Genomic DNA, 16,920 nt, shown 5'->3' with positions numbered 1-16,920 from the left:
TTTAAGTGATTACCATACACTTTTAGTTTTTATGGGATATTGTTTTATCTTCGGCGTTCAACCTTAAAACATAAAACTATGTACGGCATCAAAGACAAGATTGCCATTATAACTGGAGCCAGTGGGTCTATGGCAGGAAGCATCGCCATTAGCTTTGCCAAAGCCGGGGCTAAATTGGCCTTACTATCCAGAAAAGAATCGTCGTTAACCGATTTAATTCAAGAAATTGAAAAGCTTGGCGGCACTGCCAAAGCTTATGAATCTGATATTTTGGATGAAGGATCACTCACCGAGGTAAAGGACAAAATTTTGGCGGATTTTGGTAGAATAGATATTCTTCTGAACATTGCCGGAGGTAATTTACCCGGAGCGACCATTGGCGTTGACAAGACCATTTTTGATCTTTCAATCGATGCGTTCAAGACCGTTACCGATCTTAACTTGAACGGTACCGTGATTCCATCTATTGTTTTTGGCAAGGCCATGAGCGAACAAAAGTCCGGCGTTATCCTTAATTATTCTTCTATGGCCGTAGAGAGGGTTATTACCCGTGTTGCAGGCTATTCCGCTTCCAAAGCGGCAATGGAAAACTTTACCCGATGGATGGCAGTTGAAATGGCCCTAAAATTTGGGGAAGGTGTACGCGTAAATGCTATTGCACCAGGATTCTTTATCGGTAAACAAAATAGGGCACTTTTAACCAATGAAGATGGCACCTATACCCAAAGAGGAGAAGATATTATTAGAAATACACCTATGAAACGTTTTGGCGAAGTAGAAGAACTTAATGGTGCCGTTCAATTTCTTTGCAGTGATGCCGCAAGATTTATTACCGGTATTGTTCTACCAATTGATGGAGGTTTTAGTGCCTTTAGTGGTGTATAGTCCTTTAAAACTCGAAAACAACTTAATACCCTTACAATAAAATTATGGAACAAACATGGCGTTGGTACGGGCCAAGTGACCCGGTAAGCCTACAGGATATTAAACAGGCCGGAGCTACCGGTATTGTCACCGCTTTACACCATATTCCAAATGGTGAAGTGTGGTCTGTTGAAGAAATCAATAAAAGGAAAAACCACCTTGAGGAAAACGGTTTGGTATGGTCCGTGGTAGAATCCTTGCCCATTCACGAGAATATAAAAACCCAACAGGGCGATTATAAACAGCACATAGAAAACTACAAGGTAAGTCTTAGAAATTTGGCTTCATGCGGAGTTACTACCGTGTGCTATAATTTTATGCCGGTCCTGGATTGGACGCGTACCAGTCTTGATTTGGAAATGGAAGATGGCTCTAAGGCCTTATCTTTTGAATTTATAGCTTTGGCTGCCTTTGATCTTTTTATTTTAAAAAGGCCCAATGCCGAAGCAACCTATACCCAAGAACAAATTGATGCCGCCAAAAAGAGGCATGAGGAAATGTCTGAAAATGATATTTGGGAATTGGTAAAGACCATTATTGCCGGTTTACCTGGATCATCAGAAGGCTATCCTGTTCCCGAAAAAGGATTTGACCTGTCTAAATTCCAAACCATTTTGGATACCTACGATACTATTGGGGAAGATGAAATGAGAAACAGCATTGTTTACTTTTTGGAGCAAGTGGTGCCTGTTGCCGAAGAGGTTGGGGTAATGCTTTGTATTCACCCAGATGACCCACCATTCTCCATTTTAGGACTTCCTAGAATTATGGGAACCGAGGCAGATTACGCTTATATCTTTGAAAAAGTGCCTTCCATTCACAATGGAATTACTTTTTGCACCGGTTCCTTGGGTGCCAGGGAGGACAATAACATTCCACAAATGTTTGAAAGGTTCGCCGATCGAGTTCATTTTCTGCATTTAAGAAGTACTCAAAGGGATGGAAAAGGCAATTTCTACGAAGCCAATCATTTGGAAGGCGATGTACCTATGTACGAGCTTATCAAACTGATTCTTAAAGAAGAAAAAAGGAGAAAAGAAGAAGGGAGGCATGACTGGCTAATTCCTATGAGACCTGATCACGGACACCAAATGTTGGATGATCTCCATAAAAAAACCAACCCCGGTTATTCCGCTATTGGCCGCTTACGCGGTTTGGCAGAATTACGGGGATTGGAATTGGGAATACGTAAAGCTTTCTATTAAAATTTAGCTTCTAATACTCTTGATCAAAGCCAAGGTATCTTTTACCTTGGCTTCAAGACCATCATAGTCCTTATTGGCCAAAATTTCCTTACTGATCAATTGAGATCCCATACCCACACAGGTAACACCAGCACTGAACCAACCTCTTAAGTTGGCTTCTTCCGTACTTACACCACCGGTAGGCATAATGCTCGTCCAAGGCTGAGGTCCTTTTATTGCCTTAACAAAACCCGGCCCGTACGTAGAACCAGGAAATAATTTGATAATTTCACAACCAAGTTCCTCTGCCCTATTGATTTCTGTAAGGGTTCCGCAACCAGGGGACCAAAGTACTTTTCTACGGTTACAAACAATTGCGATATCTTCTCGCAAGGTTGGGGTAACGATAAAGTTCGCCCCCATTTGCATGAACAAACTAGCGGCAGCGGCATCGGTAATGGAGCCAACACCCATAATCATTCCTGGTAATTCTTTTAAAGCAAATTTGTTTAGTTCCAAAAAGACCTCATAAGCGAAGTCTCCGCGAGCCGTAAACTCGATCAAACGGGCACCGCCATCGTAACAAGCCTTTAAAACCTTTTTACCTAATTCTATGTCTGGGTGGTAGAACAGAGGAACCATTCCGGTTTCCTTCATAACTTCCGCCACTTCCAATCTTGAATATTTAGCCATTTAAATTATAATTTGTTAGTAGTTATTATTACTGATGGATGAATTTATCTGGCGACCCTTCCGGAAGCATCACCACCCATTAATTTTTCAACTTCATCAACGGTTACCAAGTTGGCATCTCCCTTAATAGTATGCTTCAAGCAGGAAGCGGCCACGGCAAAGTCAAGTGCATTTTGATCATCCTCAGGGTATTTCAGCAATCCATAAATCAAACCGCCCATAAAGGAATCTCCTCCTCCTACTCTATCTACGATATCGGTAATTTGGTATTGACGGGTCTCATACATTTTTTCACCATCGTATAGAACGCCGGCCCAAGTGTTATGGGAAGCCGAAATAGAACCTCGCAATGTGGTAATCACCTTTTTGGCCCTTGGAAACTTCTTCATCATTTGCTTACAAACAGACAGGAATGCTTCCGCCTTTACGTCGTGCCCATGTTTGTGAACATCCAATCCTTCTGGATGAATTCCAAAATGCTTTTCTGCATCTTCCTCGTTACCCAAGATAATGTCGCAATATGAAGTAAGCTCGGTCATAATGGCTTCCCTATCGCCTCCATATTTCCATAGTTTGGCACGGTAGTTCAAATCGGTTGAAATAGTAATACCCTTTTCACTAGCAGCTTTTACGGCCTCTAAACAGACATCGGCAGCACCTTGAGAAATGGCTGGTGTAATACCTGTCCAGTGAAACCATTCTACTCCATCAAAAACGGCATCCCAGTCAATCATGCCCTTTTCAATCTCTGCAATAGCCGAATGCGCACGGTCATAAACAACCTTACTACCACGGCTTACCGCTCCCGTTTCTAAAAAATAGATACCTAAACGGTCTCCTCCATAAACAATTTTATCTGTTCCAACGCCTCTTTTGCGCATTTCCATTAGGGCACATTCGCCAATATCATTTTTAGGCAAACGTGTAACGAAATCCACCGGCACCCCATAGTTGGCCAAGGATACCGCCACATTGCTTTCGCCGCCACCATAAACGACATCAAAACTTGTTGTTTGCGAAAATCTTAAAAATCCTGGAGGAGACAATCGTAACATGATTTCCCCAAAGGTCACTACTTTTTTCATTGTGAGTTGATTAAACTTGTTTGTTAATTACGAAGATAACAGTAATTATCCCCATGGGCCGAAATTAAATATTAAACATAAAAAATGGGAGTAAATAAAGCTCAAAAACTCGTATTTACTCCCGTTTAACAATATAAAGTGTAAATGAGATATTTATTTCTGCGAATCTGCAATGGACACTTCCACACTACCCAAGGACTTTGGAGGTCTTTTATGCCAATAAGACGCCAAAATAGAACCTGTAATGTTCATCAACGGCCCAAAAACGGCGGGTGCCAGCCCCATGGTAGCTATCTTTCCCAAGGAATTGGCAATTCCCGATGCCAAGCCTCCATTTTGCATTCCTACTTCAATAGCTATGGTTCTTGCATCTTGCTCTTCCATCTTAAAAAGTTTGGCAAAACCGTAACCAAGTCCGTAACCAAACAGATTGTGTATCAGCACCAATAGCATCAAGATTCCTCCAATATCCAAAAGACTGTCCCTTCCGGCGGCGGTTATAATAGTGATAATTAAAAATATGGCTGACATGGAAACCATTGGCATAGCTTTATCCAGCAAATCCGTTTTAAAAAGTTTATTAAAAATTAGACCTGCACCAATAGGTAGAATAATCATTTTAGTGATGCTCCACATCATGTCCAGTACGTTGATTTCTATAAATTCTCCGGCAAGTAATTTCATTAAAAGAGGGGTAAGAAATGGAGCGAGTAATGTTGCTATGGACGTTATGGTAATGGACAGTGCCAAATTGGCCTTTGCCAAATAGGCCATGACATTAGAGGCCACTCCACTTGGTGAACAGCCAATCAACACAATACCTGCGGCAATTTCAGGTGGAAAATTACTCGTTTTGGCCAGTGCAAAACCCACTAAGGGCATTATTAATAATTGAGCGGCCACTCCTATAAATACACCTCGAGGTGTTTTAAACACTCCTGCAAAATCCTTTATACTCATGGAGGTACCCATACCAAACATAATAATTTGAATTAAGGGAATAATCAAGGCGGTCAACTTGAAATACCCTACGTAGGTAAAATAGTGTGGATAGTACAAAGCTGCTGCCACACCTGCAAATATGGTTATGGTAAAGACCAAACTATTAAGGGATTTATATCCACTAAACCCAAAGGCCAACAACCCAAAGAACAAAAGAAACAGTAATCCAGCTTGGTCAATTTTGCCTGTAATAATCATGTAGAGAATTACCAAAAGTAGCATACCTGACAAAATCAGGCTTACGGAATAAAAGGAAAGCTTTTTCAAAATAACTTAAAGTTTATATGCTTGACGAGCTAACAATTGCCAATTATCACCTTGTTTTTGCCAGGTCATTAGTACCCCGATCCTAACATCTTCCTTTTCGCCATTATTAGTACCGTTAGCCACAAAAATATGTCTGGCAATCCCTATGTCTTTTGAAATGTAAATGGTTTGATTTTCAGGTATTATGGAGAAAAAATCAAAGGAACCGGTCATTACAGCCTCTATGTACTGCTCCTTGTTTTCTATGGTACCGCTGGAATGACCGTAGGTTAGTTGCTTTGAGGTAAGGTGCATCAAGCCTTTTTCATCTTTATTTACCATCGCCTCATAAAGCTTTTCTACACCTTTTTCAATTCTTTGAATGTCTGATTGGGCATTTAACTGCAAAAAAGCTAAAAGAAAAAAAAGTGATAGGGACATTTTAAAGTTCATCATTCGTTTATTGGAATTAATTATAATGGTTTTCTAAATAGGTATTCAATTCCGTTCTTGTCATTGGTAATTTTTCATCGGGATATTTTTTAATCCATTTTAGAAAATCGGCCTTAATGGCATCGGTCCATTTGGTATCTATTTGTCCAGGAGTATAGGTCTTCTCACGTAGGCGTTGAAACCCAAAAACATCACGTAATCCCACAACTTCAGAAGAGATAACCAATTCTGCTACTAAATGGGAAGGGATAAATACTACCCCGTGTTGATTGGCCAAAACTACGTCCCCAGGAAGAACAATTGCCCTACCAATCCTTATTGGATTATTGATCGAAGTAAGCATCTGTTCCTTTAGATACGAAGGGTCATCTCCCCTAAACCAACCATTAAACCCTTCAATATCCAACAAACCGGCAACATCACGAACGCCCCCATCAAATATGACCCCGTTTTGGGAATTGGTATAAATGGCATTTCCTAAGTTGGAACCAATCAATGTACCATCAATTATCCTTCCGTAGCCATCTGCCACATAAATATCTCCGGGCTTTAAAATTTCAATGGGCCACGAATTACTACCTCCAATGGTATCCCTTTTTTCTTTTCCACCTTTCTCTTTGACCACCTGCTGATAATCAGGTCTTAGAGGCATGTATTGTGATGTTAATACCCTACCGGTCATTACTTGTTCTGGATGCAAAATTTTCCAACCGCCATCATATTGATTGTTATAGCCCTTATTTCTAAGATAGCCCCACGCTTCCTCAATTTGGATATTTTTAAGTCTTTTTAGCAATGCATCCGAAACTTTGGGTCTGCCATCTTCAAAACGTTCTCCTTCCCAATTGGACGTCAGTTCCTTAACGAAGTCCGAAGTAGCCATAACCCCTTGGCCATGCATAGGAACATTTAAAAGGAAAATAAATACTCCAAAAAATAGTCTTTTTATCATTTTTTACTGTTCATTATTATTAAGTAGTTCGATATTATTTTAATCTTTTAACAATGTAACAATTTTGTACGTTATTGCCAATGTAGTTGAACGTCCCCGAATTAAGGCTTCGGGGAGTCCAACGGCAACCAAACCAACTCAAACAAAATTGACTAACACTCTGCTATGGTTTGAAAAATCATATAAATATGAATTTCGATTTTAACTGTAGGTACGGTCATGGGACATTAGTTTGTTCCACTGGTCCGTAGGTTCAAAATAACTTTTGTCTTTTGGATGTACATGTTTCTTTAGCACTTCCTCATTTAGCTCAATTCCCAAACCTGGGGCGGTAAGAGGTACTGTAGCAAAACCTTTATCTATCATTTTAAATCCACCCACGGTAGTCACTAAATCTTCCCACCAAGGTAAATCCACAGAGTGGTGCTCCAAAGCCAAGAAATTCTGCGAGGCGGCAGCACAATGTACATTCGCCATAAAGGAAATGGGGGTTCCTGCTTGGTGCATGGCCATGGCAATACCAAATTCTTCGGCATAATCGGCTATCCGTTTAGTTTCCAGCAATCCGCCCGAGGAAGCCAAATCAGGATGCACGATATCTATCGCACGTTCATGAATGAGGGGCAGGAAATCTTTTAACAGGTAAATATCCTCTCCAGTAGTTGTTGGCGTATCTATACTTCTCGTTATTTCCTTCCATTGTTCCGTGTATTGCCAGGGTACCATATCCTCGAACCAAGCTAAGCGATATTTCTCTAAAGCCTTTGCCAGACGAATATTGTTGTTCATATCAAAATGGCCGTAATGGTCTGTTGAAATAGGAATTTCATATCCTACCATATTCCTAACATCCTCTACCACTTGTTGTAAATGCTCCAAACCCTTTTCCGTAATTTGAATTTGAGTGAAAGGATGCATGGTATTGCCATAGGACATAAAGTTTCTTTGATCTCCCCATTGAGAAAGGCTTCCTTTGGAATCTTCCCAGAATTTACCGTTGACAACGGTATCTTTTTTACCCTTTAATTCTCCGATGGACACATCCATTTTAAGCCAAGTATACCCTTGTTCCTTTACCCTAAAATTAATGAGACGCTGTTGTTCTTCCGGGGAGTTGGCCTCAGGGGTATCGGCATATAGACGAACTTTATCGCGATAACGCCCCCCAAGCAACTGCCACGCAGGAACATTGTATGCCTTTCCGCACAAATCCCATAGGGCCATTTCAACAGCACAGACACCACCCGCCTGACGAGCGGGTCCACCAAACTGTTTGATGCTTTTGAATACTTTCTCGACATTACAGGGGTTCTCTCCTAAAATTCTACTTTTAAGCATCAATGCATATCGTACATCTGCAGCATCCCTTACTTCACCCAAACCATGAATACCTTGATTGGTCTCAATTTTGATAATAGGCGTACCCCCCATTACGTTGGTCACCACGTACCGCATATCCGTAATTTTCAATTCTGACGGAGCAGAGGCCCTTTTAACTTTGGAAGTTGTCTCGGCTATGGTATCTTCAAAAGAATAGCCCATGAAACTTGAAAGGGCAATACCACCGAGAGCCGTTTTTTTGAGAAAATTTCTACGGTCGTCTCCTGTTTTAGGACTCATTATTTCAGCTTTACGCTGTTGTGCATATGCTTTGTCTTCTGCCCTACTTTTAGCAATAAGCTGTTTTAAAGTGTTCTTCATTTTCTGTATCTATGTTTGGATTTGTTATTTATTGATCCCACCATACATTGGTATCCAGATTATCTGCACCCATTCTGGAAACTGCAGCACCCAAATTTTCATTATTGGTTGCCACTTCGGAATTGGGATAAGTCAATCTGTTAATAAAATCTGTGCTGATGTCCTGAGCGGGATATGGATTTGAGTCTAAATCTGGAAAACCGGTTCGCCTAAAATTGGCAAATGCCTCCGGACCGTTCAAAAAGCAAGAGACCCAATATTGGTTTCCTATTTGCTCCAAAGCATTGGCTGCATCAAATGGGTTTTCAGTTAAATAGGTGTCTATTTCTTCTTCCATTATAGCTACTGACTCATCATAGCTGGACATTAACTGCATGTGGGCCCTAACCCCTTCGTTATAAAATGTTTCGGCATCTCCACTTATCCAACCCCGGGTTGCTGCCTCTGCCAATAATAATTGAGTCTGGCTATAGGTAATTATATACATAGGTGCCGTTTGCTTGGCTACCAGAAATCTATCAACTTGTGTAAAATCATAAAAACTGGCGAGACCCAAATCACTTGCCACCCCTCCAATGGTACCGTTGTCATAGCCCATGGGTATGCCCACCTGTTCCTCGGGGTCTTTTACGCCTGCCTCCACGGTTTGTTCCGGTCCGGAGGTAGCCCCCACAAAACGTAAGGCCAAGGACTGCAACCTAGGGTCATTGGTACTTGACAGGAAATCTACAAAAGTGTCGACCATGTAAAAATTGTTGGCTTCCGTTGAGTTCAATAATGAGCCTGCATTGTTGGTGAAATTGTTATCATGCCTAATTACGTAATTATCTTCATTGGACTCCATAAGTCCTGCTGCAAAGGCCTCAGACACCGTTTGCTCTGCCAATGATGGGTTAACTTCAGAAATATGCATTCCCAATCTAAGGAGCAGGGAGTTCCCAAATTTTTTCCACTTAGCAATCTCACCGGAATAAAGTACTTCTCCATTTTCGGAAGGCGCGGAAGCACTTAGTCCGGCTGTTGCTTCCTTGACCTCACTGATCAAATCAGCATAAATGGCTTCTTGAGAATCATAGGAGGGTAATACAATTTGGTCAGATACCCCTTTACCCGCTTCGGAATAAGGTATATCACCGTACTCATCAGTTAGAATCATAAAGGTCAACGCCTGTACCAACCTGGTCATATGCAATAGGTTGGGCCGGTCTGGGGCATCCTCAGCTTGTAATTGACCCAATATATCTCCGGTATTTTTAATGACATTTTCATAATACTTAACCCAATGGTCATCGGTAACATCCCTATTGTCCTGGTTGTAATTGGCACCTGTTAATACTCCTGAATTGGGAGAAATAATCTGCTGGACCACGCCTAAATCATAAATAAGCTGCGCATTTGAAAATGACGTATTTATGATGGCATTGTTAAGAAGAAAAATGGGATCGACACTTTCTTTTGTTGGGTCTACATTATTGGTATTGATTTCATCAAAATTCTTATCACATGATAAGCCCATGAAAATCAATCCAAAAATCAAAAATCTGTATAGTTTATTTTTCATGATGCTTTCCTTTAAAATTTACAATTAAGGTTTAAGCCAATACTTCTAGTAGTAGGTACACCAGTAGATTCCAATCCCGATACATTATCGGAACTATAGCCAAATGAATCCGGATCGATATTCGGGACCCACTTTTTAATGATAAAGAGGTTGTTGGCAAAGAGACTTACCGTTAAGCCTTGGAAAAAAGTACTATCCTGAACCAAATCTGTTAAATCATAACCTAGGTTTAGTTGTCTAAATTTCCAATAACCACTATCATATACAATTGGTTCAATAAGTTGCTGAGAGCGCACAACTTCCCAGTAGGTCTGTGCCGGTGTAGCAACTGTATTGGGTTGACCTGCTTGGTTGACACCATCACCAATAACTCCGCCTTCCCTACCTTCCAAAGTCATTTTATGGAGTCCGTGCCTGGTAGCGTTAAAGTTGGTACCGGAAATCATTTTGCCTCCCAGTTTAAAATCTATAAGGAAAGAGGCATTAAAATTCTTATACCTAAAACTATTGGTAATGCCACCTACCCATTTAGGTAAGGCACTGCCAAAAAAGACAATATCATCTGAGCGCAGGGGTCTACCATCATCCGCAAAAATTTGCCTTCCTTGCTCATCGAATTTATAGCCAAAACCGGCCAATTGACCAATTTCCTCCCCCACTACTTGATAAAGAAAACCATTAAAAGCGTGGGTTCCTACCACAATACTTTCCCCCGGAGTATCTGTTAACAAAGAAACAACCTTGGTTTTGTTGTATGATGTATTAAGGGTAATGTCATACTTAAGATCTTCATTTTGTACAGGTACGAGCGTCAATAGGGCTTCCACACCATCGCTCCTACTTTCACCACTATTAATTAGGGTGCTTACGAAACCGGAAGCATTTGAAATTTGTGCCGGTATAATTTGATCAAAAGTAGATTTCCTGTAGACACTTAAATCTAAATTCACACGGGAATTGAACATTCTCAAATCCAAGCCAAATTCGGTTTCCTTCACCCTCATTGGCTTTAAATTTGGATTTGGAAGGGTGTTTGTATTTGGAGCACCTACAGGCTGAAATTGTCCATTGGAGTTTGCAAATAAATTCGCGTTGATATTATAAAATAAAGCATCTGAATATGGCGGTACATCCGTGTCACTTCCCACCTCGGCATAAGCAGCACGTAGTTTGCCAAAAGTTAACCATTCCACATTATCCAAGGCATTGGAAAAAACGTAGCTTGCTGAAACAGAAGGGTATAAAATACTTCTATTCGCCGGAGACAATGTTGTAAACCAATCATTACGTGCTGTAGCACTTATATAATACGTATCCTTAAAAGACAGGTCCAATGCTCCGTATAGAGAATTGACTCCTCTTTCTGAAAAACCGTATAAGGGATCTTTTACTCTACCATTCTGAACGGTGTACAAGTCTCTAATAACAAAATCTGTGACGTTAACACGGTTAAGCTTGCTAACACGTTTCATTTTATTTCCACCAAAATTGACACCCAAACTAAAATCATCACCAAAATCCTTATTGGCTGAAAGAAGGAAATCCACATTCGTTTCCCTAAACCTTCTTACCTCCTGAGTATAGGTCCCGTTCACAAATCCTTCAGGTGCTGGTGGCCTAGAGGCCTGACCTGTAGGATAGCCATTATATTCTTGATCTCTGGACCAATAATCCTGTCCTACCCTTACCTGACCAAAAAGCCAAGGCAAAAAATTATACTTTAGGGATGCATTACCAAAAATCCGGTCCCTTTCAATACTATTGAACTGCTCACTTAAAGTGAAATAAGGATTGGTCCTATTCCTAAATCTAGAATACACAAACTCGTTACCATTTTCATCAAATTTCTTTTGATCCAATAAATCTAAAGGCATCGAATTCGCCATATTGAATAAAGCTACTGGGATGGTGTTATCCTGCTGCCCCACATTGGGCGGATTGGTATTTTTTTCATTGGAATAATTGATGTTGGTTGTAAAGGACAGGTTTTTTGAAAGGAGGTAACTAGCCCCTAAGCCAACATTGATACGTTTAAACTCATTATTGGGTGTTATGCCCTTACTTTCAAGATTGGAGAGCGATAAATTGAAGCCACCTTTTTCACTATTTCCGGACAGGCCGATAGAATTAGTGATATCCAGGCCATTTCTATAAAATTCCTTAATACGATCATAAACCGGTTCATAAGGAACCTCTACCCCATCAAATAGAATTTGGGTCATTCCGGGCTCAAAGCGTTCTCCAAAAGACCATTGCCCTGAGGTAGGATTTGCCGAAGTAGGTCGTACACCGTTTTCCCCTTGCCCATATTCATATTGATAATCCGTAAAATCCAAAGGAGTTTGATTGGCAATACTTAAGGTATAATTTACACCAATTCCCTGTCCAGTGCCTCGGGTTTTGGTGGTAATCATTATCACCCCGTCCTTGGCCCTGGAACCGTAGAGTGCGGCACCGGTTGCCCCCTTTAAAATGGTCATACTTTCAATGTCATCCGGATTGATACTGGAAAAACCATCCCCACCATCAGAATACACACCCCCACTACTGGTACCGGGTTCCCCACTTCCTCCAGAACTACCAATATTAGTTCCAAAGCTGGTATTATCTATAGGTACCCCATTCACAACTATCAAGGGGTTGTTTGTACCCGAAATGGAGGATTGACCACGTATACGTACTTTTGAAGATCCACCAGGACCGGTACCAAGGGCCGAAACATTAACCCCCGCCACTTTACCTTGAAGGGTATTCATGAAATTGGACGAACGGTTTACGTTCACTTCCTCCGCATCCACCTTAGCTACGGAATAGCCTAGTTTTCTCGTTTCTTGTTTGATGCCCAAAGCCGTCACTACCACTTCGTCCAATGCTTCGGAATCTTCCTCTAATTGAACGTTGATGGTGGCCGACTGATTTACCGAAACTTCCTTGGTCGCAAAACCTATGGAGCTAAACACCAAAACGGCATTTGCATTTTGGGTAACCAAGGAATAATTTCCATCAAAATCTGTTGCCGTTCCGTTGGAGGTGCCTTTTTCAACAACGGAAACCCCCGGAAGAGGCATTCCATTAACATCCGTAACAACCCCTGAAATATCTTGTTGAACCTTGGCTTCAGTGGCTTTAATTTTTGACGAAGGCAAACTTCTTGTTAGAATTATCTGTGTGTCCAAGATTTCAAACGTAATGGAAGTGTCCTGGAATAAATCGGTGAGTACCCCTTTTAATGGAGCCTTTACATAACTAACACTAACTTTTCTATTATAATTAACCTGATTGTCATTATATAGAACCTTAAAGCTAGTAAGAGATTCAATTTCTTGAAATACCTTTTCCAAGGTTACATTCTTTAGCTGTAGCGTAATTTCCGTATCAGCCGAAGACGTGTTTCCCTGAGCCTGAAAAAAAATGATGGCAAAAAGGCAAATACTAAATTTCATTTTTAGCCGTAACTTCAATGGATAGGGCATATTCTCCCTACTCCATATGATTGGGTTTTTCATATATTTGTTCAAATTTAGATGGTTAACGATTGCGTATATCACTCTAAATCCCAATCGGGAAATGTGCCAGCATTTTCCGATTTTTTATTTTTAGAGTGTGTTTATTCTTAGTTGTTCTATGTCATAGGTTTTAAATTTAAGGTTGGGTTATTTCTATTTTCCGCCCATCAATTGTAAATTTTAAAGGGTAATTTTTATTGAATGCTTCAAATACTTGGTTAATGGTCTCCGTATCAAAACTGGCATTGAACTTTACTTGATTAAGTTGTTCATAGCTATTAGTGATTTCTACATTATAAATTCTCTCCAGTTTTTTAAGTATATCTTCAAAGGGCATATGACTAAAAATTATTCGGCCATTCATCCAATCCGTATACAACTCTGTATTCACCTCCTTGAATTCCATTTTTTTTATATTTCTCTCCCAAATGGCCATGTAGCCAGGATCTAACACAGGCGATTCACTCGTAAACTTTTCACGTTCCTCAAAAAAACCAACGGATCCTTCCACCAATACAGTACGCACCGTTTCATCTTCAGGATAGGCTGATAGATTAAATTGAGTACCAAGTACACGTACATTTAGATGATTGGCGGTGATGACAAAGGGAGATTCATTTTTGGCGACATCAAAATATCCCTCACCGATCAAATGAATTTTTCTTTCATGATTATTTTTAAACTCCACCGGATATTTAATGGAACTTCCAGAATTTAGATGCACTTTTGTTCCATCTGACAAAACCAGGGCAAACTTTTTACCATAGGGAACGGTAAGGGTGTTATAAATAAGTTCCTCCGCGGTATTCCCTTTTTTATAAACTAATTGATTTCCTTGCTGGAGGCCTACCCTATCACCCTTTTGATCATAAACCGAAGCCTCGTTGGCTTCTGAAATGGTCTTGACGGAACCATCTGATAGCGTTAGGGTAATTTCGTCCTCCAAGTTCTGTGGTTTGATTTTAATAGAATTGGCAAAATTGTGATTCCAATAGAAGTATCCTAACCCAAGACCCAAGAGGATAATGGCCGCGTAATTAAAAAGTCTCTTGATAAACAAAACTTTTACCTCCCTTTTATCGGACTTTATTTTTTTTATTAAGTTTTTTTTAGCGGCTTCCTTATCGTATTTGCTCATCAGATGTCTTGTAACAAATTCTATCTCTGTAAATGATTTAAACACATTATGGTTTACTTCGTTCTCCATAGCTTTTTGCAAGGCGTCAAGCTCGGTTGAAGAAATGGAACGGCTCAAGAATTTTGCTGTATTTAGTTCAAAGTCCGAAAAACTCATATTGCGATATCTGTTACTAATACGTGTATTTTTTACGCAACCCTAAACTTTATTTGTATTTTTTTTTCATAATTTTAAAATCTGTACTAATTAACAACCTAACCCTTTTTATGAAAACAGATTTTAACAACAACCAATTCCTTGTACAAAATCTTAAAAATGGTAACGAAAAGGCCTACGAATATTTAGTAGAGGAATACCATCACCCACTTTGCGTTTATGCGAACAGTTTGGTAAATGATAAGGACCAAGCAGAAGATATTGTACAGAATGTATTTATAAGGACATGGGAACGCAGACAAAACCTTAAAAGTGATTTTACCATTAAAAGCTTTCTTTATCGTTCTGTACACAACGAGTTTATAGATCAATACAGAAAACAAAAGTCCGTTACCGCTTTGGAAAAGAAATACATTGAGGAATTGGATAGAATTGTGGACAAAGATGAAGTGTTCTTTGAAAAGTTGTTGTCGTTGGTCCAGAAAGAAATACAGAACCTACCTCCTAAATGCAAAAAGATATTCCTAATGAGCAAACAGGAAGGTTTTAGCAACATAGAAATTGCGGAGCATCTAAATGTTTCTATAAAAACAATTGAATATCATATCACCAAGGCCTTCGCCATTTTAAGGAAAAAAGCCAATAAGGATATGGAGCCTATTTTATTTTTGCTATTTGGCTACAGGCGTACCAAAAAATTAAATGCTTAAACTAGATGGGTCTTTAGCGTAAGCTATGCTCTTTTAAAATTTCTTGCATCTTATAGGAGTCCATATCTTGATCGGTATATTTTTTTCTTTCTTTCACCAAGTCCTTTTTCATTTCAGGTATAACCCCTTCATATTCTGAATCGTTTATGGCATTGTGCAATTCTTTAGGGTCCTTCTCTAAATCATAAAATTCCCAAGCAGGTTCTGTAGTTTCTTTAGAAGTACCTTTTTTATCCAATGGCTGCCCATAAAAGAAAATAAGTTTATAACGCTCGTTTCTAATACCAAAATGGGCCGGTCTATCTGGGTGATGCAACCAATATCTATAATACATTTGCTTGCGCCAGTTTTTTGAGGTTTTCCCTTCTAGGTTATCTCTAAAGCTCTCTCCTTGAATATAACCAGGCTTTTCTATACCTGCATAATCTGCCATAAGCGCTGCAAAATCAATATTTAAAATGATATCATCTATACGTTTGCCGCCCTTAATTTTCTTTGGGTAACGGATAACAAAGGGCATTCGCAACGATTCTTCGTAAAACATTCGCTTATCAAAAAAACCATGTTCCCCTAAAAAATAACCTTGGTCCGCTGTGTAGATGACAATGGTATTATCGGCTATACCTTCGTTCTCCAGGTAGTCCAGTAATTTACCAATGTTATCATCAATGGCCGCACCGGAACGAATAAAATCTTTCGCGAGTTTCTGATATATCTTTTTTCGTTTTTGAATGCTGTCCAATCCTTCCAAAGGATATGGAAGTCCGGGATAGGTTGTCCACCAATTATCTGGGTCCACAGTGGCATTATGCCAGCGTTGTCCTAAATTTTCTAGCTTTTGTCCTTTAAAAGTTCTGCCAGTAGTTGCACTACCAAAATCATAAAGCGAGGCAGGTTCGGGCAAATCCACGTTAGCATTTAAATCTTTAAATCTTTCCGGGTAATCAAAAGGTTCATGCGTGGCCTTAAAATTACAGAACATTAAAAAGGGCTTATTTTCATCCCTTTTCCGCAAATGTTCAATAGTCAAATCTGTAATTACATCTGTTGAAAATCCTTTGTACTCCGTGCCACCCGAACTGTTATAGCCATCTTTCCAATCCTCTTTCGTTTTTAGAATAGGATTCCAGTAGCGTCCTTGGCCCGGCAAGACATTAAAATAATCAAAGCCCTGGGGCTGACCTACTAAGTGCCATTTACCTATAATGGCCGTTTGATATCCGTTTTCAGAAAAAGTGCGGGCAATATTGGGGTGACCATCAGGTAAAGGTTCGCTCAAGGTGTACACTTGATTGATATGGCTATACTGTCCGGTAAGAATGCTTCCACGACTTGGCGTACAGATGCTGTTGGTACAGAATGCGTTTTCAAGTACCACACCTTCCGAAGCCAATCTTTTTATATTTTGGTTTTTAACATGGTCCTTTAAAATACCTCCGTAAATACCCCAAGCCTGTGAAGTATGATCATCAGAAAGAATAAAAAGAATATTGGGCCTGTCATCCGTATGTTGACAACACAATTTTAAAGAAAATAGAATGCATAGAAAAGCAAGAGATAGCAAGGATTTTGGTGTAGAAATCATTTTTTCGGTTTGGTTTGGTGGGCA

13 protein-coding genes are annotated in these 16,920 nt (G+C 39.9%); 3 read left to right on the top strand and 10 right to left on the bottom strand.

From position 1 onward, the window contains the following. Positions 1 to 78: 78 nt before the first annotated feature. Together BIZ36_RS09795 and uxuA are read left to right on the top strand one after the other, a co-directional pair. Positions 79 to 885: an SDR family oxidoreductase gene (locus BIZ36_RS09795; RefSeq protein ID WP_187457715.1), complete on the top strand. Its 807-nt coding sequence runs from the start codon at positions 79 to 81 to the stop codon at positions 883 to 885. A 44-nt stretch (positions 886 to 929) separates the two neighbouring features. After that, positions 930 to 2,129, top strand: a complete 1,200-nt coding sequence (uxuA, locus tag BIZ36_RS09790; protein WP_187457714.1) for a mannonate dehydratase — start codon at positions 930 to 932, stop codon at positions 2,127 to 2,129. A gap of 3 nt (positions 2,130 to 2,132) precedes the next feature. Here the strand turns inward: uxuA and BIZ36_RS09785 are convergent, their stop codons facing one another. The 9 genes from BIZ36_RS09785 to BIZ36_RS09745 form a co-directional block, all read right to left on the bottom strand. After that, entirely contained in the window at positions 2,133 to 2,801 is a 669-nt protein-coding gene (locus tag BIZ36_RS09785) for a bifunctional 4-hydroxy-2-oxoglutarate aldolase/2-dehydro-3-deoxy-phosphogluconate aldolase (RefSeq protein ID WP_187457713.1), read from the bottom strand. Between the two features lie 44 nt (positions 2,802 to 2,845). Next, positions 2,846 to 3,886 carry a sugar kinase gene (locus BIZ36_RS09780; protein ID WP_187457712.1) on the bottom strand — a complete coding sequence of 347 codons (1,041 nt, stop codon included), beginning with the start codon at positions 3,884 to 3,886 and terminating at the stop codon, positions 2,846 to 2,848. A 153-nt stretch (positions 3,887 to 4,039) separates the two neighbouring features. After that, a complete protein-coding gene (locus BIZ36_RS09775) occupies positions 4,040 to 5,155 on the bottom strand; it encodes a bile acid:sodium symporter family protein (RefSeq protein ID WP_502709164.1) in 1,116 nt (371 codons plus the stop codon). 6 nt (positions 5,156 to 5,161) lie between these two features. Next, entirely contained in the window at positions 5,162 to 5,590 is a 429-nt protein-coding gene (locus tag BIZ36_RS09770; RefSeq protein ID WP_187457711.1) for a nuclear transport factor 2 family protein, read from the bottom strand. Between the two features lie 13 nt (positions 5,591 to 5,603). Then, complete coding sequence (locus BIZ36_RS09765; RefSeq protein ID WP_187457710.1) at positions 5,604 to 6,539, bottom strand: RraA family protein; 936 nt, start codon at positions 6,537 to 6,539, stop codon at positions 5,604 to 5,606. Between the two features lie 201 nt (positions 6,540 to 6,740). After that, positions 6,741 to 8,240 (bottom strand): mandelate racemase/muconate lactonizing enzyme family protein, encoded by a 1,500-nt coding sequence (locus BIZ36_RS09760; RefSeq protein WP_187457709.1) that lies wholly within the window; start codon positions 8,238 to 8,240, stop codon positions 6,741 to 6,743. A 28-nt stretch (positions 8,241 to 8,268) separates the two neighbouring features. Continuing rightward, a complete protein-coding gene (locus tag BIZ36_RS09755; RefSeq protein WP_187457708.1) occupies positions 8,269 to 9,801 on the bottom strand; it encodes a SusD/RagB family nutrient-binding outer membrane lipoprotein in 1,533 nt (510 codons plus the stop codon). An 11-nt stretch (positions 9,802 to 9,812) separates the two neighbouring features. Next, a complete protein-coding gene (locus tag BIZ36_RS09750; protein ID WP_286174678.1) occupies positions 9,813 to 13,307 on the bottom strand; it encodes a SusC/RagA family TonB-linked outer membrane protein in 3,495 nt (1,164 codons plus the stop codon). A 136-nt stretch (positions 13,308 to 13,443) separates the two neighbouring features. Then, a complete protein-coding gene (locus BIZ36_RS09745) occupies positions 13,444 to 14,601 on the bottom strand; it encodes a FecR family protein (protein WP_187457707.1) in 1,158 nt (385 codons plus the stop codon). A gap of 110 nt (positions 14,602 to 14,711) precedes the next feature. Here BIZ36_RS09745 and BIZ36_RS09740 point away from each other — a divergent pair, with 110 nt between their 5' ends. Beyond that, the gene (locus BIZ36_RS09740) at positions 14,712 to 15,311 is read left to right on the top strand and encodes an RNA polymerase sigma factor (RefSeq protein WP_187457706.1); all 600 of its coding nucleotides are present in this window, start codon (positions 14,712 to 14,714) and stop codon (positions 15,309 to 15,311) included. Positions 15,312 to 15,324: 13 nt separating this feature from the next. Here the strand turns inward: BIZ36_RS09740 and BIZ36_RS09735 are convergent, their stop codons facing one another. Continuing rightward, positions 15,325 to 16,896: a sulfatase family protein gene (locus BIZ36_RS09735; RefSeq protein WP_187457705.1), complete on the bottom strand. Its 1,572-nt coding sequence runs from the start codon at positions 16,894 to 16,896 to the stop codon at positions 15,325 to 15,327. Positions 16,897 to 16,920 lie beyond the last annotated feature (24 nt).

This window comes from Cytophaga sp. FL35 (assembly GCF_014349235.1).
Taxonomy (GTDB): Bacteria; Bacteroidota; Bacteroidia; order Flavobacteriales; family Flavobacteriaceae; genus Euzebyella.
This window is presented reverse-complemented; position numbering and strand designations above follow the sequence as displayed.